The sequence below is a fragment of the Baaleninema sp. genome (genome assembly GCF_049974805.1).
Lineage (GTDB): Bacteria > Cyanobacteriota > Cyanobacteriia > Cyanobacteriales > Geitlerinemataceae > Baaleninema.
The window spans coordinates 32,861-56,853 of record NZ_JBNGCO010000009.1 but is presented as its reverse complement, the minus strand read 5'-3'; the positions used below and the strand labels follow the sequence as shown (position 1 = coordinate 56,853).

Below are 23,993 nucleotides of genomic sequence, written 5' to 3'. Positions count from 1 at the left end.
ATATTTACTCTGTTCTGACGGGAATCAATTGCAACAAGTTCCCTTGGCAAACGATCGTTCGATCGCCGAGAGTTTACTCTTTATTTCGATTCAATGCGATCGCCAAGGATTCCCCAAAATTAAGGGAATCTAAACCCGAACGCTTGTCTTGGCTTCAATCTTAAGAATATCGAGCTGTAATTTCCAGAGCTTGGGGGTAGTTATATGTTTTCAGGCAAGCATCAAGGGCGATAACCAGGTATCGCGCAATCGGCAATCGCCTGCGATCCCCTCCAGTTTTCAGGGGTTGAATCTTCTTTAAATCCCTCTCAAGACTCGACACCACTTCGCCGCTAACTCCACGTCAGTAAACGGCACGTTGACCGACGGTTGCCACTCGGGAAATATAAACTCGATGGCGATGGATTTACCTTTACGGGGTAAATTCTCCTCATCGATAACTTCTCCGTTGACAAGTAAGCGAATCTCTTTGACATCTCGCAACGAAAACGTCTGTAAATCCACCATGCCCCGACGAGTGGCCTTGCCCCAGGTGATTTGATGGTCTTTTTGACCCAAAACCGCCAAAATATCGTACTTGGCTCGCTCGAATCCTTCCGCCCAAGTTCGATAGGCCTCCACCTTCTGAAATTCGTTCCAACCCGCCCAGGCTAAACCGAAAAACAAGGCCAACAGCGGCAACCAAATCAAACCCCGTTCCATAATCTCTGCGTCCCGTAACTCAGCGATCGAAATCTGTGCGACGATGGCGCCGTTTGGCTCTCGATCGAGGAGTTTCTTCAATAACTCTCTATCTCTTCCAGTTTATCCTCCCAGTCGATCGCCCGTCAGCCATGCGCTATCGTGGAACAAACCCAAACCGTCGCGCTCCACCACAGGACGACAGCATTATGAAAAAGCTTTTACTGACCTTTCTATTTTTCCTCGGCTTGGGATGGGCGTTGTTTACCTTCAAAGGACTCGCCACCCAAGGGACTTACGACTCGATCGTTCTCGATTTTCGAGAAGATATTCCCCCCGCCCAAGTCGAACAGCAACTCAACGCGATTCGCAACCAATACCACCTCGAACCGCGTCTCAACAGCGAATTTTCCCGCGCCGATAGCGTCTATATCGTCGAAGGCGATCGCGAGACGCTACGCCAACTCAAAAAAGAATTCGGTAAATTCGTCGAATCCATCGAACCCAACTACATCTACGGCTTACCCGCCCCCGAACTGTACCGAGACAGCGGTTGTTCCACTTCCCCCCCCGGCGAGACTAACGCCCTCTCCCCCAACCGCCCCAACGATCCCTTCTACAGCAAACAGTGGAACCTACAAGCCATTAACATCGAAGGGGCGTGGCTCGACAGCGACGGCACCCACGTCACCGTCGCCGTCATCGATACCGGAATCACGAAAGTTCCCGACCTCGAAACCACAGAACTGGTTCCCGGCTACGACTTCGTCAACGATCGACAACAAGCCGACGACGACAACGGCCACGGAACCCACGTCGCCGGCACCATCGCCCAATCCACCAACAACAACTTCGGCGTCGCCGGTATCGCCTACAGCGCCAAACTGATGCCCCTGAAAGTCCTCAGCGCCCAAGGCGGCGGCACCGTCAGCGACATCGCCGAAGCCATCAAATTCGCCGCCGACAACGGCGCAGATGTCATCAACCTCAGCTTGGGCGGAAACGGCGAAAGCCAACTCATGCAAGAAGCGATCGACTACGCCTATAACAAAGGTGCGGTCATCGTGGCCGCCGCCGGAAACGCCAACCAAAACTCCGCCGGATATCCCGCCCGCTATCCCCATGTCGTGGGCGTTTCTGCCGTAGACGCCTCCGGCGACAAAGCCCCCTATTCCAACTTCGGCGCAGGCGTCGATCTTTCCGCCCCCGGCGGGAACACGAAAAACGGCGAATCCGGCGGTATCCTGCAACATACCATCGACCCCCAAAATGGTACGCCCGTCTTCGCCGCCTTCCAAGGGACGAGCATGGCATCCCCCCACGTGGCGGGCGTCGCGGCGTTAGTTAAAGCGGCCGGCGTAGACCGTAACGAAGACGTGGTTCGCATTCTCAAAGAATCCGCCCGTCCGGTCGAAGACGACACCCTGAACCATTTTGGCGCAGGACAACTCGATGCCAAATCCGCCGTGGAACTGGCGGTGAACGGTCAACTGACGTTTCGGGACTTCTTCCGCTGGCTGCGAGACAACGGCTATTTGAACCCCCGCTTCTGGATTGACGGCGGCACCATCGCCCTGTTACCGAAAATTGCGATGGTCGTGGGTTCTTATCTCCTGGCGTGGTTCCTGCGGAATTATTTCCCCTTCCGTTGGAACTGGAACCTGGCGACGGGGTTGGTGATGGGCAGTTCCGGCGTCTTCCTGTTGCGGAGTCTGTACGTTTTCGATTTGCCCCAATGGCCGCTGCGGGTCATGGGGAGTTCGTTACCGGAGTTGGGAACGGCGATTCAAGGGAACGCCGCCCTCAACCCCATTTTTGCCAGCGTGTTGGTTCCGGCTGGGTTAATCGTTCTGCTGCTGGGACATCGCGATTGGAAATGGTTCGCCATCGGTTCTACACTGGGCGTGGCCAGTTGTTTGGCGGTGAGTGCTGCTGTCGATCCGGCGTTGGTGTGGCTCGGTAGCGGTTGGGTGGCTCGCGGCTTCTTGGCTGCGAACGCCCTCGCCTGTGTTGCGCTGGCGCGTTTAGCGGTTAAACCCGGAGGGGTGACATCATGATGGTAACGGGAACGGTCAAACGGGTTGCGATGGGTACTGGCACCTGGTCGATCGAGGCAGAGGACGGCACGACTTACGAAATTTACCAAGGTGCGCCCCCGGAATTACTGGAAGACGGCCTGAAGGTAGAGGTTAACGGTTCGGTACGCGACGATGTGATGACGCTTGCCGCGATCGGGCCGGTTTTGGAAGTTCAGTCGTTCGAGAAGCGATAACTTCTCTTCCTCTTGTTTGCAATACGGGACTCTCCGTCTTTGGGCGGGGAGTTTTTCCTTGGCTGGAGTGATGCAGTTGTCGGTCAAGAAACCCGGTTTTTCGTTCCCCTCAGGAGTTACGCACTTGGGTCACGAAACCCGGTTTTTGCGTAAGTCCTATGTGTGTTTTTTGGGGTCTTCGTAGTTTGAGGTTATAAGCATATTTAATACCTGGTTGCCGTTCGCCTCTACCCAAATTTTGTATTCTAATTTAAAAATTACACCATAATCTCCGAAGACCCCAAAAATTTATGTCTTCTGTAGTGAACCCTAAAAAAAAGACGTACCGAACGGTACGTCTTCCACGTCTCAAAACTTCAACTTGCTAGTTTAAATGGCTAAAACTTGCTAGAACGTGATGCGATCGCAATACAGGAAAATAGCCAATTCTCCCTCAAACAACTCGTCCTAACAAACTTGTCCCCGCGTCGCTTCAGCGTCGATGGGTTTAATCAAATACAGACTCACGAAGTCCGCAAACATTCCCGCCATCAACGGCAACTTCCGCAGCGATTTCACGAATTTCGGACTGTTGCTTTCCTCAATTTCCTTCAGTTTCTTATTGCGTTCCGCAGACTGGTGCAGGCGCTTGAAGAACTGAGGATGTTCGACGTTGAGAATTTGGGGAAACGCCCGTGCGGAGGTGTTGTTGGTTTGGCGAATCACTTCTTTATCGTATTCCACGGGATCGATACCCAAGGATTGATAGAAATCTGCCCGTTCCAACACCGTTAACGTATGGGTGAAGAACACTGACAGTAGGAAGAACCGCGCCCACAGACGACCTTTTAAACTCTTCCACATCGGCTCTTGAGAGCGCAACAAGGCTTTGAAAATGTCGCCGTGGCGGTTTTCGTCCTGACACCAGCTATCGAATTTCTTGAACAGCGGATAGAACCGATGTTCGGGGTGTTTCTCCAGGTGGTTGAACACGGTGATATAACGCCAGTATCCGATTTTTTCGGAGAGATACACGGCGTAAATGATGAATTCCGGTTTGAAGAAGGTGTAGCTCCGGTTCTTGGTGAGATATCCTAAGTCTAGGGAGATGTTGAAGTCCGCCATCGCCTTGTTGAGGAATCCGGCGTGACGTGCTTCGTCCCGCGCCATCAGGTGGAACATTTCCGAGAGAAGCGGATTGCGGTTTTTTAGCTTGCGAGAGAGTTCTTTAAACAGCAGGAAACCGGAAAATTCGGAGGTGCAAGACCGCTCGAGGAAGTCGATAAAGGCCAGGCGCGTTTCTTCGTCGATGTGGTCCCAGGATTGCTCGAACTCTTGGTCTCGGACGAAGTGATTGCGGTTGTAGTCCGCCCGCATCTCGTCCAACATGGTTTGAAGTTCGGTTTCTTGGAGAGATAAATCCATCTCCGCTACCGCGTCGAAGTCGGTGATGTAAAAGCGCGGCGTGAGCAGGGTTTCTTTGGCTGGGGCTTTGACACCGGGCTTGAGTTCTTCGATCTGGGGTTTAATCGCCGTGTTCGTCATATCCGTTCGTTACTATCCGTTTTGTTAATCGCAACATGGTTATATTAAGTTATAACGGCTGACCCGGTTTCGGCTAGAGGGGAAGGCTAAAATTGTAACAATGCTTCATGGGAGGGGACGCTAAATGACGCTGTACAGCTTTGGAAAATACCTCAAACAGACGTTTGGGAAGCCGGTTCGCAAAATCTCTATCGATGCGGGGTTCACTTGTCCCAACCGGGACGGAACGGTGGCGAAACGGGGCTGTACGTTCTGCAACAACTGCAGTTTCAGTGAGGGAACTGCTTACCGTTTCCAGTCGGTACGGGAACAGGTGGAAGGGGGGATCGATCGAGTCCGTCAGAGTCGCCACAATACTGATGCGTTTTTGGCGTATTTTCAGTCTTTCAGCAATACTTACGCCCCGGTGGCGGTGTTGCAAAGTCTGTATGAGGAAGCCCTCAGCGTTGAGGGGGTGGTGGGGTTGGATATCGCCACTCGTCCTGATTGCGTTCCCGATGAGGTTCTCGATTTGCTACAAGGGTACGCTCGAAAGACTCATCTCTGGCTGGAATTGGGACTCGAAAGCAGTCACGACGGTACGTTAAATCGCATCAATCGCGGTCACACCTGGGCGCAGTTTGAAGATGCGGTGCGTCGCCTGTCGGGACGGGGGATTAATTTGTGCGTTCACCTGATTTTGGGACTTCCCGGGGAAACGCCGACGATGATGCGGGAAACGGCGCAGCGGTTGGGAGAGTTGATAATGCAGGTGGATGTACCTACGTTTGGGATTAAGCTGCACCATCTCCATATTGTGAAGGGAACGGTACTCGCTTGGGAATACAATGCGGGACGGGTGGAGACGCTGACGCCGGAGGCTTATGTTTCGCTGGTGTGCGATACGTTGGAACGGCTTCCTGAAAATACGGTGATACAGCGGTTTATGGGGGATACGTTGGGAGATACGCTGATTGCGCCCCATTGGGAGGTGACGAAATCTCAGGTTTTACAGTCGATCGAACGGGAGTTTCAATCCCGCAACAGTCATCCCGGCGCGTTGGTTGGAAGGCATGAGGAGATAGTTGAGAATTGAGAGCGATCGGTTAGAGTAAATGGTGCGTTACGTGGAAAAAATCTATCAAGCTGAGTTCAGCTACATTTTTCGGCCGCGTAACACACTCTAGGGCTGAAAACTGCTTTTGGAGATACTTTTTTTTATTTTTGTAGTAATTGATGAATTCATTAGATTTATCTTTTATTTATCTGTTGGATTTATAAAAACTTAAGGTTTAAGGTCGATCGAATCTGTTTTTAGGGGTTTATACTACAATGGATTGACCTAAAAAAATTGGTAAATTAAGGTTTTTGTCGAAGTTTCATCAGGGACTCAGCCCGTAGAACCTGGGGTTGACCCTTTTGAGATTTCATCTTAAATCCGATCGAGTGTTTGGGAATCCTGCTGGAAATTCCGTGGCGGCGTTGTTATGAAATGCGGAGATCGAGACAATCTTCACAGGCGATCTGAAATCCGGATTCTGTCTCGTCAGTTATTCTAGCTATCGACCGGGCTATCCTCAGGAATCGATCGATTTGATTTCACGAAACCTGAAATCCTCAACCCATAACCTCGCCGATCTGGCTTCGGGAACGGGGATTGGTGCGAATTTAATGGCGGAACGGCGTCTCGATGTCATGGCTGTGGAACCGAATCGGACTATGGCGGCTAATTTTCAGATTCACCTGCTAATTCAACTCCAGCAAGCTACTGCTGAAGATACGAATTTACCCAATGCTTCGGTGGATATTGTCACGGGTTTTTAGTCAGGATATTTTAAAACCGAAAGGAGGGTTGACGGTGATTTGGACCTCTCACGATCGAACCGATGGGGTTAGTCCATTTTACGGCAAAATTATCGGAATTTGGGGCGAGAATTTCCGGTGTATCCCTGGATATATAAAAAATTACTCTATATTCAATGATATCGATGGAGTTTGTTTTTATTTTCAGTACTGCTTAAATTATCCCCGTATAATCGACTTGAGTACTTCTATATCCTATTTTACTAATCGCGACCCAGAGCGTCAAACTCTAGGGCAAGAGTTAGATGCTTTTTATGAAAAATATTGCGTTCGATCGGGTCAAATTTGCATTCGATATCGAACGGTTTTTTATCTGTATGAGTCAGCCGTTACCGTTCGATTTAACTTCGGACACGAACCCCACAAATGCCATGTCACTTCACGACTTTTCGATTGTTGAAACAACCCTCAGAGAAGGCGAGCAATTTTGCAAAGCTCGTTTTTCCAGTTCCGATAAAGTTGAAATCGCCAAAGCTCTAGACAGTTTTGGTGTTGAATATATCGAACTGACTTCTCCCAGGGTTTCGATTTATTCTAGGAAGGACTGTCACCAGATTGCTGAATTGGGGTTAAAGTCGAAGGTTTTAACCCATATTCGCTGTAATTTGGAAGATGCTAAAGTGGCGGTAGATACGGGAGTTGATGGAATTAATATTGTTATCGGAACTTCCGATTTATTGCGATACTTTAGTCACGGAAAAAGCATCGAAGAAATTATCGAAATTGCATCTAAAGTACTTGGGTTTATTCGACAAGCGAATCCTCGTATTGAACTGCGTTTTTCGACTGAGGACTCGTTTCGTAGTTCCTTGTCGGATTTACTCCGGGTTTATTTGGAAATCGATCGATTGGGACTGGTCGATCGATTTGGGATTGCTGATACGGTGGGAATTGCGACGCCGAGTCAGGTTTTTGAGTTGGTCAAAATTCTGCGACAAACCACTCAGAAAGATATCGAATTTCACGGCCATAACGATACGGGATGCGCCATTGCTAACAGTTATACTGCCCTAGAAGCGGGTGCGACTCATATTAATACGACGGTTTTAGGTATTGGCGAACGGAATGGGATTACACCGTTAGAGGGACTTGTTGCTCGATTGTACGTCCTCAATCCCGAGGCGATCGAGCGTAAATATGCTTTGGGATCTCTCGGTTCAATCTGTAAGTTGGTCGCCGATAAAGTGGGAGTCGAAATTCCGTTCGATCGATGTATCGTTGGCTCGGCTTCTTTTAGTCACAAAGCGGGAATTCACACGAAAGCAGTTTTGAAGAATTCTCGGACTTACGAAATTATCGCCCCGGAAGATTTCGGCTTGGAACGCACGATGTTAATCGACCATCCCTTGACGGGAAAATACGCCATATCCCATCGCTGTCATCAGCTTGGCTTAAATTTGTCTCCCGATAAACTCGTTGTCGCGACTCAAAAAATCAAAGATTTAGCCTATACTCGTCAGATTTCCCTTGAAGGGATCGATCGAATTCTGGTGGAGTTTTCTCAATCTTAATGGATTGGGTTGGGGTTCGATCGAACTTATCGATGTCCGCAAATCCCATAGCAACCCCAAATCAGTTGTACACAAAATCGGGACAACCCGGGAATCGAGAACAGGGAATCAGATTTTTTCGGGTGTTTTAATTTTTGACGACGCCTTGGGGACTGCTATAGCCGAAAAATAGAGAAATATCCTTCGATTTTGGCGAAAAACTCTCACCCCAACCTCATCGCATCTTGGCATACCCGTAAGCGACGGATTTTAACCGTTAGCTGAACTGGCTTTCACGTTTCTCTAACTCGCCTCTAGCTCCCTTGAAATCGTCTCCCCTTGAGAACCAGATCCTAGGGAGTCAAAAAAGCTTTGGCTGGGGTACAACCTTTGAGGAAAAAAGTCTTCAACCGAATAGAATCGGGTTTATCATCGAACCATAACATTTTGCGAGAAAATCTGATATTAATCTTAAAAAACTGAGAATTAACCGAGCTTTTAGCCTAAAATAACGATATAAAAATTATGCCTATCGAGTTAACGGTCAAGGTTAAAGACTATGGCTTACGTATGCGAACTCGGCAGCAACCAAAGGGTTTATCTCGACAACCGAGGCACGCAAACCGTCGTCACCACCGTCAGCAGCGGTGCGGGACAACAACAGCAGTCGAGTAGCGGTTTCGACACGGGGGCTTGGACTTCGCCGCCGATGATGTACCGCACGCCGGACGGGGTGGTTTTGCAAGTCCGCACCGAACGGGGCGATCGCACGATTCAAATTCAGGGGCAGCAAATGCAAAGCCAAACGGCGGCACAACCGGAACGGATTCCCCTCAACGAAGTCGATGAAATGCCCGCTGCCTCTGAACCGTCGATGGAACCGATGAAACCGATGGAACCGATGCAGCCCATGCAGCCCATGCAACCGATGAAAATGGGCGATATGGAAATGAACGCCAATCCCATGGAAATGCGGATGGGGAACATGGAAATGAAAATGGGTTCGCCGCCGTCGATGGGCGGTCAAACGGGCGGTCAAACGGGCAGCCAGCGGCGGTTTTGCAGTCAGTGCGGCGCCCCCGTGCAAGCGGGCGATCGATTCTGTGGAAGTTGCGGCAATCGCCTGAGTTAGTGCGTCGTGGTGGGTACGTCACCTGAGAAGGAGTTGAACGCCGAGGCGATCGCGTCTTGGCTAAATCCGGAGATCGATCGCCTGGGAACGTTCGTTGAAACCCAACTGCAACGCCTCGGCGTGGGGTTGACGGTGGGGGGAGAACCCACCTTCGTCTCGCGGACCGATAGAGAGTCGCTTCAGTGGCGCACGGAGGCGCTGGGAGAGGACAAACGCCGCCTCGCCGGACAGTTGTTGCAACGCCTCGCCCTGCGCTTTGATAAGCCGGGGGGACTGCTGCACTACGGTTTGGGAAAACTCTATCCCGGCGAACAGTATCCTCGCTGGGCGTTGGGCTACTATTGGCGAGAAGATGGCGTTCCCATATGGCGCGATCGAACTTTGCTTTCCGAAGACGGCAAATCAGACGGGTACGACATGGACGCCGCGACGCGATTTGTCGATGCCCTCGTCCGACATCTGGGGGTTTCTCAAACCTGTATTCGTCCCGCTTACAATCCCGATTCCTCGGACATTGCCGGATACGTTTTGCCCCTGTTGCCCCTGTGTCGGGGTTCGGGTGTCTCTTGGTGTTCCTGTCGCTGGCAGTTTCCTCACCCCAAACTGACGTTGTTGGAAGGAAACTCGCCCTTGGGGTTGCGGTTGCCGTTGCAGAACCTCCCCGAAGCGAAAAAACTCCTCCAAGAAGCGATTCTTCCCCTGGGGGAAACAGTCACCGTCGCCAAAACGCCCATCGAAGTGGCGGATAACAGCATTCGCATCGCCCTTGGGGTGGAAGTGCGCCAGGGAACGCTTTATATTTTTATACCGCCGTTGACGGGGGCGGCGTGTTTTCTGCATTTGTTGGAATCGATCGAAGCCACCGCCGCCGCAACGGGGTTCAAAGTCGCCATCGAAGGCTATCCGCCGCCGGGAAATTCCCGAATTGAGGGATTTTGCATCACTCCCGATCCCGGTGTCATCGAAGCCAACGTTCACCCGGCGGCGTCTTGGCGGGAATTGGTCGATCACACGGCGATTTTGTACGAAGAGGCGTGGCGATGTGGGTTGGGAACGGAAAAGTTCGATCGCGACGGGAGGCGGGTGAGTACCGGAGGCGGCGCCCACATTACCCTCGGCGCCGAGACGACGCAACAAAGCCCCCTGTTACGTCGCCCGGATTTGCTGCGGAGTCTGATTAGCTACTGGCAAAATCATCCCAGTCTCTCCTATTTATTTTCGGGGAAATTCGTCGGTCCTACCAGCCAATCGCCCCGGGTTGACGAGGCGCGACACGAGAGTTTGTACGAATTGGAAATTGCCTTTGCGCGTTTGGAACGGGATCGAAATTTATCCCCCTGGGCGATCGATCGCCTGCTGCGAAACCTCCTCATTGACGTGACGGGAAACACCCACCGCAGCGCCTTTTGTATCGATAAGCTGTTTCCGGTAGACAATCCCCGCCAACAGTTGGGATTGCTGGAGTTGAGATCGATCGCCATGCCTCCCACGCCGCAACTGCGGTTGTTGCAACTGTTACTCGTGCGGGCGTTCGTCGCCTGGTTTTGGGAAACTCCCTACCGCGAACCCCTGACGCGCTGGGGAACGGCGTTACACGATCGCTTCATGTTGCCCCACTATTTGGAATTGGATTTTCGGGCGGTTCTCGAAGACTTGAACGACGCCGGATATACTTTTGAATTCGACGGGTTCGCGCCGTTTTTCGAGTTTCGCTTTCCGCCATACGGCGTCGTTTCCCGGGAGGGGGTAACGCTGGAATTGCGCCACGCCATCGAACCCTGGAACGTTCTGGGGGAGGAGATGTCGAAATCGGGAACGGCGCGATACGTGGACGATACGATGGAACGGGTTCAGGTGAAGCTGTCTGGCGATGGAGATTTACTGAGGCGCTACGCCGTCGTCTGTAACGGTTATCGGGTTCCGTTAGGGTTGTCGGGAAAACCCGGCGAGTTGGTGGCGGGGGTGCGGTTTCGCGCTAGAAGTTACGAAACCCTTTCTCATCCGGCGATCGCACCCCACGCGCCGTTGAGTTTTACCGTGGTGGAGTTGGAAAGCCGAAGAGCGATCGCGGCTTGTACCTATTATGTGACGCCGCCGGATCGATCGTCGGACGAGGAGTTTCCGAAAAATGCCGAAGAGGCTCGATCGCGCCGCCGCGAACGGTTCGTTTTACAACAATCGCCCCCCTACCCCGTTGAGGCGATCGAACCGTTACCAGAGAAGGAATTTCCCCTCACTTTGGATTTGCGGCGGGTGGGAATTTGAACAAGAAAAACCCCTTCTTCTGTCACCCGAAAAAGGGGGAGAATTGAGACAAATTCCCAAATTTCAAAACTTCACTTAAACTTACATTTCCGGCGTCAAATGAAGCGATTTCACCAAGCGTTTTTGAGCCGCATTAGCAATCACATAAAACACCGGAACCACATACAAACTTAACAGCGTCGAAACAAACATTCCGCCCACCACGGACATCCCGATCGAGACCCGACTGGCTGCCCCCGCACCGGAAGCCAACGCCAAGGGCAACAACCCGAAAATCGTCGAGAATGCCGTCATCAAAATCGGACGAAAGCGAATCTTACCCGCTTCCAACACCGCACGAGAAATCGACAGCCCCGCCTCTCGTTTTTGGTTAGCAAACTCCACAATTAAAATCGAGTTTTTCGTCGCCAAACCAATCAGCATAATGACCCCAATTTGACTGTAAATATTGAGGTCTAATCCAGCTAAGCGCAACGCGCCGAACGCCCCGAGAAGCGACAGCGGAACCGCCAACAACACCACGATCGGATCGAGATAACTCTCGAACTGCGCCGCCAACACCAAGAAAATAAACGCCAACGCCAAGGCGAAAATAAACGAGGTGGCTTCCCCCGCTTCAGCGAATTCCAAGGACTGACCCGCCAACGCCGTAGTCACGCTGTCGGGAACCACTTCCTCAGCCAACCCCTGCAACGCCTCTAACGCCTGACCCAGACTGTATCCGGGGGCGGGACTGGCCTCGATCGTCGCCGATCGAAACCGCTGGTAATGTTCGATTTGCGGCGGCGTCGTGGTGGTGTTGATGGTGACGACGTTCCCCAAAGGAACCAGCGCCCCGTCTTGGGTGCGAATGTAGAGTTCGTTAATATCCTCGGGACTCATGCGGAATCGGTCTTCCGCTTGAACCACCACCTCGTAACGGCGGTTTCCTCGGTTGAAGTTGGTAATTTCCTGACTCCCGAGGAGAATTTGCATTGTACTGGAGATATCTCGGGCGGAAATTCCCAATTCTGCGGCTTTTTTTCGATCGATCTCGATGGTTAGTTCCGGTTGCGTCAGCTTCAACGTCGTATCGGCGTTCACCAACTCCGGAAGCTGGTTCGCCTGTTGCGCCAAGTCCCCCGACACCCGCGCTAACTCCTCGAGGTCGCTTCCCTGTAACACAAACTGCACCTGTTGACCGAATCCCACCCCCGGAAGAGACGGCGGGTTGATGGGAAACACTAACGCCCCGGTAATTCCGGCGAATTTACCGAAAAACTGACCGATGAGCGCCTGTTGGGACTGTTGCGGTTCAGTTCGTTCGTCCCAAGGCTGCAACCGCACGAAGGTAATCCCCTGGTTCACCTGTCCCGGCGCCCCACGACCGAACGCCCCGACGCTGAAGTAATATTTCACTTCTGGGGTGTTTTCGTAGACCGCTTCGACTTGACGCATGACCTCGTCAGTGTAGTCGATCGTCACCCCTTGCGGTGCGTTGACAAAGGTTAAAATCCGTCCCCGGTCTTCTGTGGGGAGAAATTCCTTGGGAAGCTGGGAAAACAACACCGCCACTAACGCCATCGACAGGAAAAAGCCAATAACGACCAATCCTTTCACGGACAACACCCAGCGCAGAGTGCGGGCGTAAAAATTCGCCGTTCCCTCGAGGAAATCTTCGACTTTATCGAAAATCCAACCGTGAAGTCGGCTGTCATGTTTGAGAATTCGCGCTGAGAGAGACGGCGCCAGGGTCAACGCCACGAAGGAGGAAATCACCACCGACCCGGCCAGGGTCAAGGCGAACTCGGTAAACAGGCGTCCGGTGGTTCCCGTGGCGAATCCCACCGGGAGGAATACCGCCACCAACACCACCGTCGTGGCGATGACGGCGAAGACCACTTCTTTTAAACCGTGGGTCGCCGCGTGGTAGGGTTTCATGTCTTCCTCTTCCACGTAGCGGACGATGTTTTCTAAAACCACGATGGTATCGTCCACCACCAACCCCGTCGCCAGGGTCAACGCAAACAGCGTCAGGGTATTCACCGAATAGTCGAGAAAGAACATGACGCCAAAGGCGCCAATCAATGAGACGGGAATCGTCACCGCTGGAACGATGGTCGCCCGCCAATCTCGCAGGAAGAAGAAGATGACCAGAATCACCAGGAATACGGCGATATACAGGGAAGTCCACACTTCTTCGATGGCCAGTTCCACGAATTCTGAGTTATCGACGGCCACTTCGTAATCGATACCGGGGGGAAATTGCGATCGCAACTGTTCCATCTTGTCGCGTACCCCGGCCGCCACGTCCAAGGTGTTGGCCGCCGAGAGTTTCACGACTCCTAACCCTACAGCGGGACGACCGTTAAAGCGCACGAACGATCGATCGTCTTCGGCGCCGATTTCCGCCCGTCCGATGTCTTTAAACCGCACTTGCGTCCCGTCGGGATTGGTGGCGATAACCAGTTCTTCGTACTGTGGCGGCGTTTGCAACCGTCCCAAAGTCCGCACGGAGAACTCAGACCTTTCTCCTTCGATGCGTCCGCTGGGAATTTCCACGTTTTCCCGCCGCAGGGCGTTTTCTAGGTCTAAAATCGTCAAATTCCGCGCGGCCAGCCGTTGCGGGTCGATCCACAGTCGCATGGCGTAGCGCCGTTCGCCGCCGATGATGACGCTACTGACGCCATCGACGCTTTCGAGGGCGTCTACGAGGAATCGATCGGCGTAATCGCTCAATTCCAGGGTCGTGACGCCTTCTTCTTTTCCGTAGAGTCCGAACCAGACGATGGGGGAAGCGTCCCCGGACTGTTGGCGAATGATGGGAGATTCTACTTCGTTGGGAAGTTCTCCCACTGCTTGCGAAACGCGGCTTCGCACTTCCTGGGCGCCTACGTCTACGTCTTCGCCGAGGTCGAACTGTACGGTGATGGAACTGACCCCTTCGCGGCTTTCGGAGGTGAGGGTTTTAATCCCTTCGACGCCGTTAATTTCGGCTTCGAGAATTTCGGTGACTTCGGTTTCCACGACGCGAGGGTTCGCACCGGGATAGACGGCGGTGACGTTGACCACGGGCGGATCGATGCTGGGGTATTCCTGAACGGGAAGGCGACCGTATCCCACCAATCCCACCAGGACGATCAGCAACGAACACACCGATGCGAAAACCGGTCTTTTAATAAAAAAGTTAGAGAACATCGGCGTAATTTTTTTGTATTATATTGACAAATTACGATTTATATGATATGTAAGGCTGGGAGTGCGTGACGCGGTAACAGTCTATTAACCGGACTTCGACATCCTTTCCTAGCCGCGTCACGCTACCTCACTTCGTCATCTCCCCATCTCCCCACCGACGGGCATAATCGGGCGACCGTCGGCGAGTTTTTGCAGTCCTGAAACGATGATACGATCGCCCGGTTGGACGCCTTCGATAACTTCGGTGCGATCGCCTTGGGAAATCCCCAGTTCGACGGGTTGGCGTTTGGCGGTGAGGTTTTCGCCGCTTCCTTGCGCCACGAAGACGAAACGGCGCTGTCCTTGGAAAACAATGGCGGTGGTGGGAATGACGACGGTTCCCGGCCGTTCGCGCCAAATGACTCGCGCCCGCACGAACTGGCGATCGCGCAGTTTTCCGTCTGTGTTCTCAAAGGTGACTTTCACCAACACCGTCTGAGAGTCTTGGTTCACTTGCGGCGAGATGAAGCTGACTCGTCCGAGGGCTAACGGCGTGGAACTTCCCGCCGCGTCGAATACTTCCACCGGAAGCCCCAACCGCAACTCGTCGCTTCGTTCGAGGGGAATCGACAAGCGCAATTCCATGGTTTGGTTTTGGGTGAGGGTGGCGAAGACATCACCGCGATTGAGGTAATCTCCCACTTTCACGGGAATGTCGCCGATGGTTCCGGTGAAGGGGGCGATTACGGCGGTATCTTGCAAGCGCACTCGCGCCGCTTCTAAGTCGGCTTGCGCCATTTCAACGTCCGCTCTCGCGCGATCGATCTCTTCGATACGCGCCCCGTTTTCCAGTTCTCGCAACTCTTGACGCCGCTGTTCTACTAACGCCGAGAGTCGATCGATATCGACATCCTGTCCGGCTTGTAACTCTTCTAGGGCGTCCTGGGCTTCTCGCAGGGACGCCATGGCCGTCTGGTAATCTTCTTGTCGTTGGTCCAGTTCGTCTGTAGACACCGCGCCTCGGGATTCCAAGAGGCGGTATCGATCGAGTCGATCGCTGGCCAGGTTCGCCGTGGCGCGGGCGGATTCGAGGCGCGATCGAGCCTGGGCAATTTCCGCCGGAGACGCGCCAGACTGGGCATTTCGCAAGTCGGCTTCGGCTTGTCGCAACCGGGCGCGGGCTTGGGCGATTTGCTCTTCTCGGGTTCCCGCTTGCAACTCCGCCAGTTCCGCTTGGGCGCGGCGCACGTCCGCTTGGTTTTGGGCGATGTCCGCTTCTACGGAACGGGAATCCAGTTGCGCCAGGATTTCCCCCTGTCCCACGGTATCCCCCGGACGCACGTAAATTTCTACGATTTCTCCGTCGGTTTCTGCCCGCAGCGTCGCCGTTTGTTGCGCTTCTAGGGTTCCCACGAATTCGGAGGAATCTTCGACGCTGGCAGTTTCTACGGTGTCCAGTTCCACAGGCGCCGGACGCGGACCGGAGGCTTGTTCGCTTTGTCCGCTTTGGCGCGACTGCCACCACTGCCAACCGAAATAGCCGCCGCCTCCGGCCAGAATCACGATCGCGATAACAATAAGCCCCCAGCGCGGCGGTTTGGGGGAGGGATCGCGATCGAACGGACTCGAGGAGGACTCTTCGGGGGAAGAGGTATTCGACGATCGATCTTCGGTCGAAATTGTAGGTTCGGGAAATTGGGTAGACATCTCTATCGCACCTTCGATCGTGGACGGACAAGTTTAAGACAGATTTACATCTCGACTAACAGGAACCGCACTGAGGCGACCCACTCAATAACTTGCTATACTACAATTTGTAGCATAGTCGATTCGGATACAGCTCGAGGCTAAATATTTGAATAAAAACATAGCCTCTTAAAATATTAAAAAAAACAGCCCGACAGCACGGCCAGTTTCAAATTGGCGATCGCCGAGCGATCGTTCAATTTAGACCCAAACTCAACCCATTGGGTTTAAGCAGAAGACTTTAATTTTGAGACCTCTCGAGTAGATTCCTGGGCAAGCTGTTGTTTGAGCCATGTGACTTCTCGATCGAGCATTGCCAGATGTCGGTCTAGGGCAGCTTGAGCATAGCGATCGCCGGGTGATGCCTGGGTATCGACGTATTCGCGGCGCATCTGACAGGCATTTAAGCGATGTTGAATGAGTTTGACGCGGATTTCTGGCTCGATATCGCCGAAAAAGACGAACTTCACCATAAAACGCGCCCGGATCTTCACCCAACTGTCTTGAGGCTGTGCGAGCATTTGTTCCCGCCATCGATCGCGCCCTTTCTCAGTAATCGCGTAGATTTTGCGCGGGGTTCCCGCATCGCCCGCTTCTTCAGTCAGGGTGTGAATATAGCCCCGCTCTTCGAGACGGTGCAATAACGGGTAAATCGCCCCGTAGTTGACGCTGATACAACTGCTCATAAACAGCTCTAGCTGCTGCTTCAGGCGATAGCCGTGCAGCGGTTCCCGTTGTAGGAGTCCCAGAGCTGAGAGTTCGAGCATATATATCAAACTGATATATCAATATTAAATATAGTATAGCGGCATTTTCCAAAAAAGAAACCCCCTCAGTTGACCATTGATGATTGACCCTTGAGAGGTTTCGGCTCAGTGGTGTAGAAAAGTTTTCGAGATTTGGTATTGACAAAATACACAAAATATGTATTCCTGATTCAGAACAGATCCCCGGCATCTTCAGCAGCCATGTGGAAAGAGAGGGAGAGTGACGCAGCGCCCCCCTCTCAACTCTAAACACCGCACTGGGGAAATTGCTGCTGTAAGGCGACAAATGCCGGAGAGGGTTCTTTTTTCTGTAAATTCTCGATTTTGCTCCAAGTAAACGGGGCTTCCTGCGCCGCAGACATCCACAACAGCCGTTTCGCCCGGGTCATCGCCACGTACAATAACCGAAATTCCTCAGCAATCTTCAACCGTTCCGCCATTTGCCAATATCGCAGCGGCGAATCGAACGGCGAAAAGCGACTGCTGTTGTCGGCGCGATGCCAGAGATACTGGCGAATTTGCGCCCGCGCCACTTCCTGAAGCGCAAAATTCCCCAGAAACTGCGTTTGCAGCAACACTCGCAAACCACCGGGAATCGTATCTTCTTGCAAAAACGGCAGAAACACCACGTCCCAATCCAACCCCTTGGCTTTGTGCATGGTAATCACCGTCAATTGATGCGATCGCGTGTATTTCGACTCAGCATCCTCCGTTTCCACGGGTTCAAAGCGTTCGGTTTGGACGATTTCGCTGAGGACTTCGATATATCCCGTTAGCGACATTCGGTTTACCGTATCCCGCAGAATCCGTTCAGCCAGTTTGTCGGCGGTCGCCAGTTCCGTATCCTCGTAGCGCAGCGTCATGGTTAAAAACGGAATGATATGGATTTGAGGTAACTCCAACCGCGCCTTTAACAGGTTGCAGCAAAACTTCTGCGCTTGGCGGACTTCTGGAGGATGCAAGGGATCGAGGGGGGTGGGATAGAGAAACCGTTCGGGAAACGCCACCAAAGCATCGAGATCCTGTCGGGGGATGAGTTTGCGTTCGACGAAGACGCTGAGGGCGGCTTTGAGGTTATCTGGGGAGTGGGGGCGATGGAGAAATTTCAATAACAGCAGGATTTCCGCCGGAACTCGCGAAAGCCGTTCCCGTTCCCCGACGTCGTAAACGGAGATTCGATCGCCGTAAATTTGTTGTAACGTCTTGGACACAAAGCGTCCTTGGTCGTTCGTGCGGACTAACACCGCCGCCGAGAGGGTCTCGTGGTCCTCAAACAGCTTTACAATGCGCCCTCCAATGCGATCGATCGTATCTTCGACCGTTGGCGGTTGGTGGAGTTCCAAACCTCCTTCAAGGGCCTCTGGATTGGCGTTCGCTTGAGGATCGTCAGCGGCGACAGGGCGAATCTGTTGCGGTTCAAAGGGGATATCGTCAGTTTCGTCAGGAGACTCGCCCCATTTTCCCCGACGCCAGCGATCGTTAATCCAGTCGAGGAGGAAATTCGCCGCCTCCATAATAATGGCGCTACTGCGTCCGGCGCGGTCGATCGTCGCCAAGCGCCCCTCAAAATCGCAATTATGGCAAAAGCGACGGAAGTAAACGGGATCGGCGGGGGTAAAAGTGGAGTTAATGGCTTGGTTGGGATCGCCGACGCGCACCAAATTCGGCGGTTCCTTTCCCTCGGGATCGCCGGCCAAGATTTCGAGGAGTTGCGTTTGTAGCGGCGAAGAATCCTGGGCTTCGTCCTCAAAAACACCGAAAAACTGACGTTGCCAGAGTTGGCGGGCGCTATCGTTTTCCAACACCCGCAACGCCGCCAAAATCGTATCGTCGTAGTCGATGAGTTGCTGTTCGTGGAGGAGTCGATCGTATTCCCGATACAAATACGCCGCAATCTCCAAAATATCGTAAGTATCGGGAATCGAATCGCTCAACTGCGCCAGTTGTTCCGGTTGCAACCCCGAAGATTTCGCCTCGCGAATCACCGTATCCGCCAAACTGGGTAACACCTCCGTCCGCAACACCGACTGACGCCGCAACCGTTCCGTTTCCTCCCCATCGAACTGGATTCCTTCCACGAGACGGCCATATTGCAGAGGGTATCGATCGATCCACTGTTCCACACACTGACGGATAATGCGGTGACTGCGATCGACCTGAACAATCGAAATATCCTCAAACTCCAACCCCGCCAGTTCCCGATGGTTCAAAGCAATTTTGAGGGCTAACCCGTGAAGCGTGTAAACAGAAAAGCCCCACAGCGGAAGTTTGAGATTTCTCAAATGGCTGCGAATCTTCGCTTTAATATTCGCCGCCGCCGACCGAGTAAACGTAACCACCGCAATCTGACGCAGCGTGTTGAGTTGATGGCGGGCGATGGCGATGGCCGCCGCCGCCGCCATTCCCGTCGATTTTCCCGAACCCGGCACCGCCGACACCGCCAGGGGACCCCCTTGCCAATCCGCCATTTCCCGTTGTCCCGGGCGCAATCCATCGCGAATTTCCTGAAGTTGGCGATCGCGCCAAGCCTCAGTATTCTCTTGCAGCATCGGGGTTTGGGAGTCAACAGAAGTCATAACTTGCGAAGCCGTTTGTCAAAAAATACATGACGATCGATATCTTTTGAGTGTATCGTTTATCCTCTGTAGCCTGCTTTCCTCGATTTCATGAGAGAACTTTACCCACCTATCGAACCTTTCAAAACTGGAACCTTGAAGGTGTCCGACCTTCATACCCTTTATTACGAAGAGTGTGGCAATCCCGAGGGCAAACCGGCGGTTTTCCTTCACGGGGGGCCCGGCGGCGGTTCGATTCCCAGCTATCGCCAATATTTTAACCCCGACAAATGGCGGTTGATTCTCTTCGACCAACGGGGATGCGGTCGCAGCCGACCCCATGCGGAACTGCGGGAAAATACCACTTGGGATCTCGTCAGCGACATCGAGAAATTGCGGGAAGCTTTGGGTGTCGAAAAATGGACAGTCTTCGGCGGAAGTTGGGGCAGCACCCTGGCTTTAGCCTATGCCGAAACCCATCCCGATCGCTGCACGGGGTTGATTTTGCGCGGCATTTTCATGTTGCGACAAAAGGAATTGCGCTGGTTTTATCAAGAGGGTGCCAGTTACATTTTTCCCGAGGCGTGGGAAGAGTATTTGAAACCGATTCCTGAAGACGAACGCGGCGATTTAATGCAGGCGTATCACAAGCGGTTGACGAGTGGGAACCAGCGGACGCGGTTGAAGGCGGCGCGGGCTTGGGCAATTTGGGAAGGGAGTACGAGCAAACTCTTTCCCGATCCCTCGGTGAAGAAGAAGTTTGGACGGGAGGGATTTGCCGAAGCCTTCGCTCGAATTGAGTGTCATTATTTCATGAATCGCGGCTTTTTTGAGAGCGAAGAACAGTTGTTGGAAAATGTCGATCGTATCCGTCATATTCCCACCTTTATCGTGCAGGGACGGTACGATGTTGTTTGTCCCATGCAGTCAGCTTGGGAGTTACACAAGGCGTTCCCCGAAGCGGAGTTTGTGGTGGTTCCGAACGCGGGTCATTCCGTGAGCGAACCGGGCGTTCTCAGTGCTTTGGTGGACGCAACCGATCGCTTTGCTGAGTTGTAGCGATCGATTCACAGTCGCCATTGAAAGGGTGCATCTTTTTTGGGCAGAAACTTGGGTGGGCGTTGCCCACCTTCGAGCGATTTTTTCGCAAGTTTGAGCTAGGTTGGGTGGAGCGAGAGCGAAACCCAACAACAGACCCATTTATTGCAGAGACTTCGCTCCGCTCGACTGACATTTTTGAGATACCCCAATTTCTAAAATTGGATGTAATAAAATTACAGATCGTCTCAATTTATCGTCTCAATTTAACGATGAAAGCAGAACCGCAACTTTCTTTAAATTTAAATAGCGATCGACGCTTTGAGTCTCAAAAATTAAAAAAACGAACAAATTAGAAGCCTATTTAACAACTGAGTACGGCGTTTTATTTGAGGAAGACTGTTTACAGAAACCCACAGCCACTCAATCGAGTAGGCCAGCTTATATCCGATGAATTTACATTTTTGAGATGCCCCCTGAGTGACGCAAGAACGAGATTTATTTAACTTCGATGGCAGGATTTCCCGCCGCGTCACGCACCCTACATTTCTACATTTCTTCCTGCGCCTTCGCCGGATATTGTTGCAACGCTTCCCGTAAATATTGCCCCGTATGGGATTCCGTCACCTCCGCCACCGCTTCCGGCGTCCCACAGGCGACCACTTCACCGCCCCGTTCCCCGCCTTGCGGCCCCAAATCCACCACCCAGTCCGCGCAGCGAATCACATCTAGATTATGTTCGATGACCAAAATCGAATTACCCTTATCCACCAAACGCTGCATCACGTTCAATAACTGGTGAACATCGTAAAACGATAACCCCGTCGTCGGTTCGTCGATTAAATACAACGTTTTCCCCGTAGCGCGGCGGGATAACTCCGAAGCTAACTTCACCCGCTGCGCCTCGCCTCCCGATAGCGTCGGGGCGGGTTGTCCCAAGTGGATATATCCCAATCCCACATCTAACAGAGTTTGCAGGCGACTGGCGGCGCGGGGGATGTTCTCGAATACCCCTAACGCCTCCTCCACCGTCATGTTGAGAACGTCGGAAATCGAATAACCTTTATATTTAACTTGCAAGGTTTCTCGGTTGTATCGCGCCCCTTTACAAACGTCGCATTGCACGTAGACATCGGGGAGAAAGTTCATCGAAATCACGTTGACCCCCTGTCCGCCGCAGGCTTCGCAGCGTCCGCCTTTGACGTTGAAAGAAAACCGCCCCGGTTTGTAGCCTCGCGCCTTGGCTTCCACCGTTTCGGCGAAGACTTGGCGGATGCTGTCGAAAATTCCCGTGTAGGTGGCGGGGTTGGAACGGGGGGTGCGTCCGATGGGAGATTGGTCGATGACGATGACTTTATCGATGACTTCTTTGAGGGGTTTCTTTTTCCCGGTTTTGACTTTCAGTTCCCCGAGACCTTTGGGCATGGGAACGCGGCGCGTAATATGGTGTTGCAGAGCCGGATAAAACAGTTCGTTGACGAGGGTGGATTTTCCAGACCCGGAAACTCCCGTCACGCAAACCAGTTTTCCGAGGGGAATTTCGACGTCGATATGTTTGAGGTTGTTGCGGTGGGCGTCTTGGAGAACGATCGATCTCCCGTTTCCGGGGCGACGTTCGGCGGGGGTTTCAATGACGCGGCGACCCGAGAGATAAGCCCCCGTCATGGAGTTTTCCGCTTTGAGGAGGTCGTCTAAATCCCCTTGGGCGACGATTTCGCCGCCGTGAACTCCCGCCCCCGGACCGATATCGACGATACGATCGGCGCTGCGGATGGTTTCTTCGTCGTGTTCGACGACAATCAGGGTATTTCCTAAATCTCGAAGTTTGGTGAGGGTTCGCAGCAGGCGACCGTTATCTCGTTGGTGGAGTCCGATGCTGGGTTCGTCGAGGACGTAGAGAACGCCAGTTAATCCCGACCCGATTTGAGTGGCGAGACGGATGCGTTGGGCTTCTCCGCCGGAAAGACTGGTGGCCGATCGATCTAACGTTAGGTATTCTAAGCCGACGTCGATGAGGAATTGCAGACGGGCGCGGATTTCCCGCAAGACTAACTCGGCGATTTTCGCTTGACGATCGCTCAATTCCAGTTGTCCGACTCGTTCCAAGCTGGTTTCGATCGAAATCCCAGTTAAATCGGTAATGTTGTACTGTCCGACGCGCACCGCCAGGGATTCCGGTTTCAGGCGTTTTCCGCCGCAGCGATCGCAGCGTTTGTCTACAAGGTACTGTTCCAGTTTGTCCTTAATCGAGTCGGAGGAGGTTTCCTCGTACTGACGTTGTAACATGGCCAGCACTCCCGAGAAATGGCGATAGTAACCGCGATTTTCCTGATATCGCGAGTCGGTTTCAATCCAAATGGGATCGGGGGCGCCGTAGAGAATCACCTTCTGCTGTTCCGGCGTCAGCTGGTTCCAAGGGGTGTTTAACTCGAAGTCAAAAGCTTGTCCGACGCTGTAGAGTAACGAGAGATAGTAAGTGTTGTCTTTTTCCGACCAGGGGGCGATCGAACTGTAGACGGGGGCGGTGGGGTCGGGAACCACCAGTTCCGCCGAAAACATCCGCGAACTTCCCAAACCGTGACAAGCCGGACAAGCCCCGTAAGGGGAGTTGAAGGAGAACAGACGGGGCGAGAGTTCTTCCATCACCGCCCCATGTTCGGGACAGGCGAAGTTTTCGGAAAAGACGATTTCCTGGGGACGCTCTTCGTTGGGGAGTTGCGCTGAAATGACGGCGACGCCGTTGGCCTGTTGGAGGGCGGTGGAGAGGGAGTCGGTGAGGCGTTCTTGAATTCCTTCTTTTTTGATGAGGCGATCGACCACAATTTCAATATCGTGGCTGTGGTTTTTGTTGAGGTCGATTCCCTCGCTGAGATCCCGTACTTCCCCGTTAACTCGCACTCGCACGAAGCCTTGGGAGGCTAAACTCGAGAGGAGCTTTTTGTGAGTTCCCTTTTTCCCCCGGACGACGGGGGCGAGGATTTGGAACTTGGTGCGATCGGGGAGTTCGAGGACGCGATCGCACATCCAATCGATGGTTTGGGGTTTGATGGAGCGATCGCAGTGAGGACAGTGGGGTTCCCCCGCGCGTCCGAAGAGTAAGCGCAGGTAGTCGTAAATTTCCGTCACCGTTCCCACAGTCGATCGCGGATTGTGAGAGGTCGATTTTTGGTCGATGGAAATGGCCGGACTCAAGCCTTCGATCGATTCCACGTCCGGCTTGTCCAACTGTCCGAGAAACTGACGGGCGTAGGCGCTGAGGGATTCCACATAGCGCCGCTGTCCCTCCGCGAAAATGGTATCGAAGGCGAGGGAGGATTTCCCCGAACCCGAGACGCCCGTAAAAACGATGAGACGATCGCGCGGGAGGTCGAGATCGATATTTTTCAGGTTGTGTTGTCGCGCCCCTCGAATGCGAATCGCGTTGTCTAATCTCGGAGACAGACCGTTTTGGGAAACGTTGCTGAGGGGTTCGGGAGTCTTCGCGCGTCGTGCCATATCGCCCTTCGATACAATCGTTTACATTTT

At 52.9% G+C, this 23,993-nt stretch carries 15 protein-coding genes; 8 read left to right on the top strand and 7 right to left on the bottom strand.

Going from position 1 to position 23,993, the window contains the following annotated elements:
• Positions 1–297: 297 nt before the first annotated feature.
• Positions 298–702 carry a hypothetical protein gene (locus ACP5D4_RS03500; RefSeq protein ID WP_428010253.1) on the bottom strand — a complete coding sequence of 135 codons (405 nt, stop codon included), beginning with the start codon at positions 700–702 and terminating at the stop codon, positions 298–300.
• 188 nt (positions 703–890) lie between these two features.
• Here ACP5D4_RS03500 and ACP5D4_RS03495 point away from each other — a divergent pair, with 188 nt between their 5' ends.
• Together ACP5D4_RS03495 and ACP5D4_RS03490 are read left to right on the top strand one after the other, a co-directional pair.
• Positions 891–2,738, top strand: a complete 1,848-nt coding sequence (locus ACP5D4_RS03495) for a S8 family peptidase (protein WP_428010238.1) — start codon at positions 891–893, stop codon at positions 2,736–2,738.
• Positions 2,738–2,953, top strand: a complete 216-nt coding sequence (locus tag ACP5D4_RS03490) for a hypothetical protein (RefSeq protein ID WP_428010252.1) — start codon at positions 2,738–2,740, stop codon at positions 2,951–2,953. Before ACP5D4_RS03495 ends, ACP5D4_RS03490 begins: the two co-directional genes overlap by 1 nt.
• A gap of 447 nt (positions 2,954–3,400) precedes the next feature.
• On the opposite strand, the gene acsF is transcribed toward ACP5D4_RS03490, so the two are convergent.
• A complete protein-coding gene (gene acsF / locus ACP5D4_RS03485) occupies positions 3,401–4,477 on the bottom strand; it encodes a magnesium-protoporphyrin IX monomethyl ester (oxidative) cyclase (protein WP_428010237.1) in 1,077 nt (358 codons plus the stop codon).
• A gap of 124 nt (positions 4,478–4,601) precedes the next feature.
• Between acsF and ACP5D4_RS03480 the strand changes: the two genes are divergently transcribed.
• From ACP5D4_RS03480 to ACP5D4_RS03460, 5 genes are all read left to right on the top strand, one after another.
• Complete coding sequence (locus ACP5D4_RS03480; protein WP_428010236.1) at positions 4,602–5,552, top strand: TIGR01212 family radical SAM protein; 951 nt, start codon at positions 4,602–4,604, stop codon at positions 5,550–5,552.
• Positions 5,553–6,049: 497 nt separating this feature from the next.
• The gene (locus tag ACP5D4_RS03475; RefSeq protein WP_428010235.1) at positions 6,050–6,280 is read left to right on the top strand and encodes a methyltransferase domain-containing protein; all 231 of its coding nucleotides are present in this window, start codon (positions 6,050–6,052) and stop codon (positions 6,278–6,280) included.
• Positions 6,281–6,573: 293 nt separating this feature from the next.
• Entirely contained in the window at positions 6,574–7,830 is a 1,257-nt protein-coding gene (gene lysS / locus ACP5D4_RS03470; protein WP_428010234.1) for a homocitrate synthase, read from the top strand.
• Between the two features lie 538 nt (positions 7,831–8,368).
• A complete protein-coding gene (locus ACP5D4_RS03465) occupies positions 8,369–8,941 on the top strand; it encodes a zinc ribbon domain-containing protein (protein WP_428010233.1) in 573 nt (190 codons plus the stop codon).
• A gap of 9 nt (positions 8,942–8,950) precedes the next feature.
• Positions 8,951–11,206 (top strand): transglutaminase family protein, encoded by a 2,256-nt coding sequence (locus ACP5D4_RS03460; RefSeq protein ID WP_428010232.1) that lies wholly within the window; start codon positions 8,951–8,953, stop codon positions 11,204–11,206.
• Positions 11,207–11,287: 81 nt separating this feature from the next.
• On the opposite strand, the gene ACP5D4_RS03455 is transcribed toward ACP5D4_RS03460, so the two are convergent.
• The 4 genes from ACP5D4_RS03455 to ACP5D4_RS03440 form a co-directional block, all read right to left on the bottom strand.
• Positions 11,288–14,383 carry an efflux RND transporter permease subunit gene (locus ACP5D4_RS03455; RefSeq protein ID WP_428010231.1) on the bottom strand — a complete coding sequence of 1,032 codons (3,096 nt, stop codon included), beginning with the start codon at positions 14,381–14,383 and terminating at the stop codon, positions 11,288–11,290.
• A 135-nt stretch (positions 14,384–14,518) separates the two neighbouring features.
• Positions 14,519–16,069 (bottom strand): efflux RND transporter periplasmic adaptor subunit, encoded by a 1,551-nt coding sequence (locus ACP5D4_RS03450; RefSeq protein WP_428010230.1) that lies wholly within the window; start codon positions 16,067–16,069, stop codon positions 14,519–14,521.
• Positions 16,070–16,335: 266 nt separating this feature from the next.
• Positions 16,336–16,875: a PadR family transcriptional regulator gene (locus ACP5D4_RS03445; RefSeq protein WP_428010229.1), complete on the bottom strand. Its 540-nt coding sequence runs from the start codon at positions 16,873–16,875 to the stop codon at positions 16,336–16,338.
• Between the two features lie 245 nt (positions 16,876–17,120).
• On the bottom strand, positions 17,121–19,451 hold the full coding sequence (locus ACP5D4_RS03440) for an ATP-dependent helicase (protein ID WP_428010228.1): 2,331 nt from the start codon (positions 19,449–19,451) through the stop codon (positions 17,121–17,123).
• 90 nt (positions 19,452–19,541) lie between these two features.
• Between ACP5D4_RS03440 and pip the strand changes: the two genes are divergently transcribed.
• On the top strand, positions 19,542–20,489 hold the full coding sequence (pip, locus tag ACP5D4_RS03435) for a prolyl aminopeptidase (protein ID WP_428010227.1): 948 nt from the start codon (positions 19,542–19,544) through the stop codon (positions 20,487–20,489).
• A gap of 528 nt (positions 20,490–21,017) precedes the next feature.
• Here the strand turns inward: pip and uvrA are convergent.
• A complete protein-coding gene (gene uvrA / locus ACP5D4_RS03430; protein ID WP_428010226.1) occupies positions 21,018–23,963 on the bottom strand; it encodes an excinuclease ABC subunit UvrA in 2,946 nt (981 codons plus the stop codon).
• Positions 23,964–23,993 lie beyond the last annotated feature (30 nt).

Bases quoted from the DNA above. Each gene is read 5' to 3' on its own strand.
- ACP5D4_RS03500 (WP_428010253.1), bottom strand. From the start codon at position 702: ATGGAACGGGGTTTGATTTGGTTGCCGCTGTTGGCCTTGTTTTTCGGT.
- ACP5D4_RS03495 (WP_428010238.1), top strand. From the start codon at position 891: ATGAAAAAGCTTTTACTGACCTTTCTATTTTTCCTCGGCTTGGGATGG.
- ACP5D4_RS03490 (WP_428010252.1), top strand. From the start codon at position 2,738: ATGGTAACGGGAACGGTCAAACGGGTTGCGATGGGTACTGGCACCTGG.
- acsF (WP_428010237.1), bottom strand. From the start codon at position 4,477: ATGACGAACACGGCGATTAAACCCCAGATCGAAGAACTCAAGCCCGGT.
- ACP5D4_RS03480 (WP_428010236.1), top strand. From the start codon at position 4,602: ATGACGCTGTACAGCTTTGGAAAATACCTCAAACAGACGTTTGGGAAG.
- lysS (WP_428010234.1), top strand. From the start codon at position 6,574: ATGAAAAATATTGCGTTCGATCGGGTCAAATTTGCATTCGATATCGAA.
- ACP5D4_RS03465 (WP_428010233.1), top strand. From the start codon at position 8,369: ATGGCTTACGTATGCGAACTCGGCAGCAACCAAAGGGTTTATCTCGAC.
- ACP5D4_RS03455 (WP_428010231.1), bottom strand. From the start codon at position 14,383: ATGTTCTCTAACTTTTTTATTAAAAGACCGGTTTTCGCATCGGTGTGT.
- ACP5D4_RS03450 (WP_428010230.1), bottom strand. From the start codon at position 16,069: ATGTCTACCCAATTTCCCGAACCTACAATTTCGACCGAAGATCGATCG.
- ACP5D4_RS03445 (WP_428010229.1), bottom strand. From the start codon at position 16,875: ATGCTCGAACTCTCAGCTCTGGGACTCCTACAACGGGAACCGCTGCAC.
- ACP5D4_RS03440 (WP_428010228.1), bottom strand. From the start codon at position 19,451: ATGACTTCTGTTGACTCCCAAACCCCGATGCTGCAAGAGAATACTGAG.
- pip (WP_428010227.1), top strand. From the start codon at position 19,542: ATGAGAGAACTTTACCCACCTATCGAACCTTTCAAAACTGGAACCTTG.
- uvrA (WP_428010226.1), bottom strand. From the start codon at position 23,963: ATGGCACGACGCGCGAAGACTCCCGAACCCCTCAGCAACGTTTCCCAA.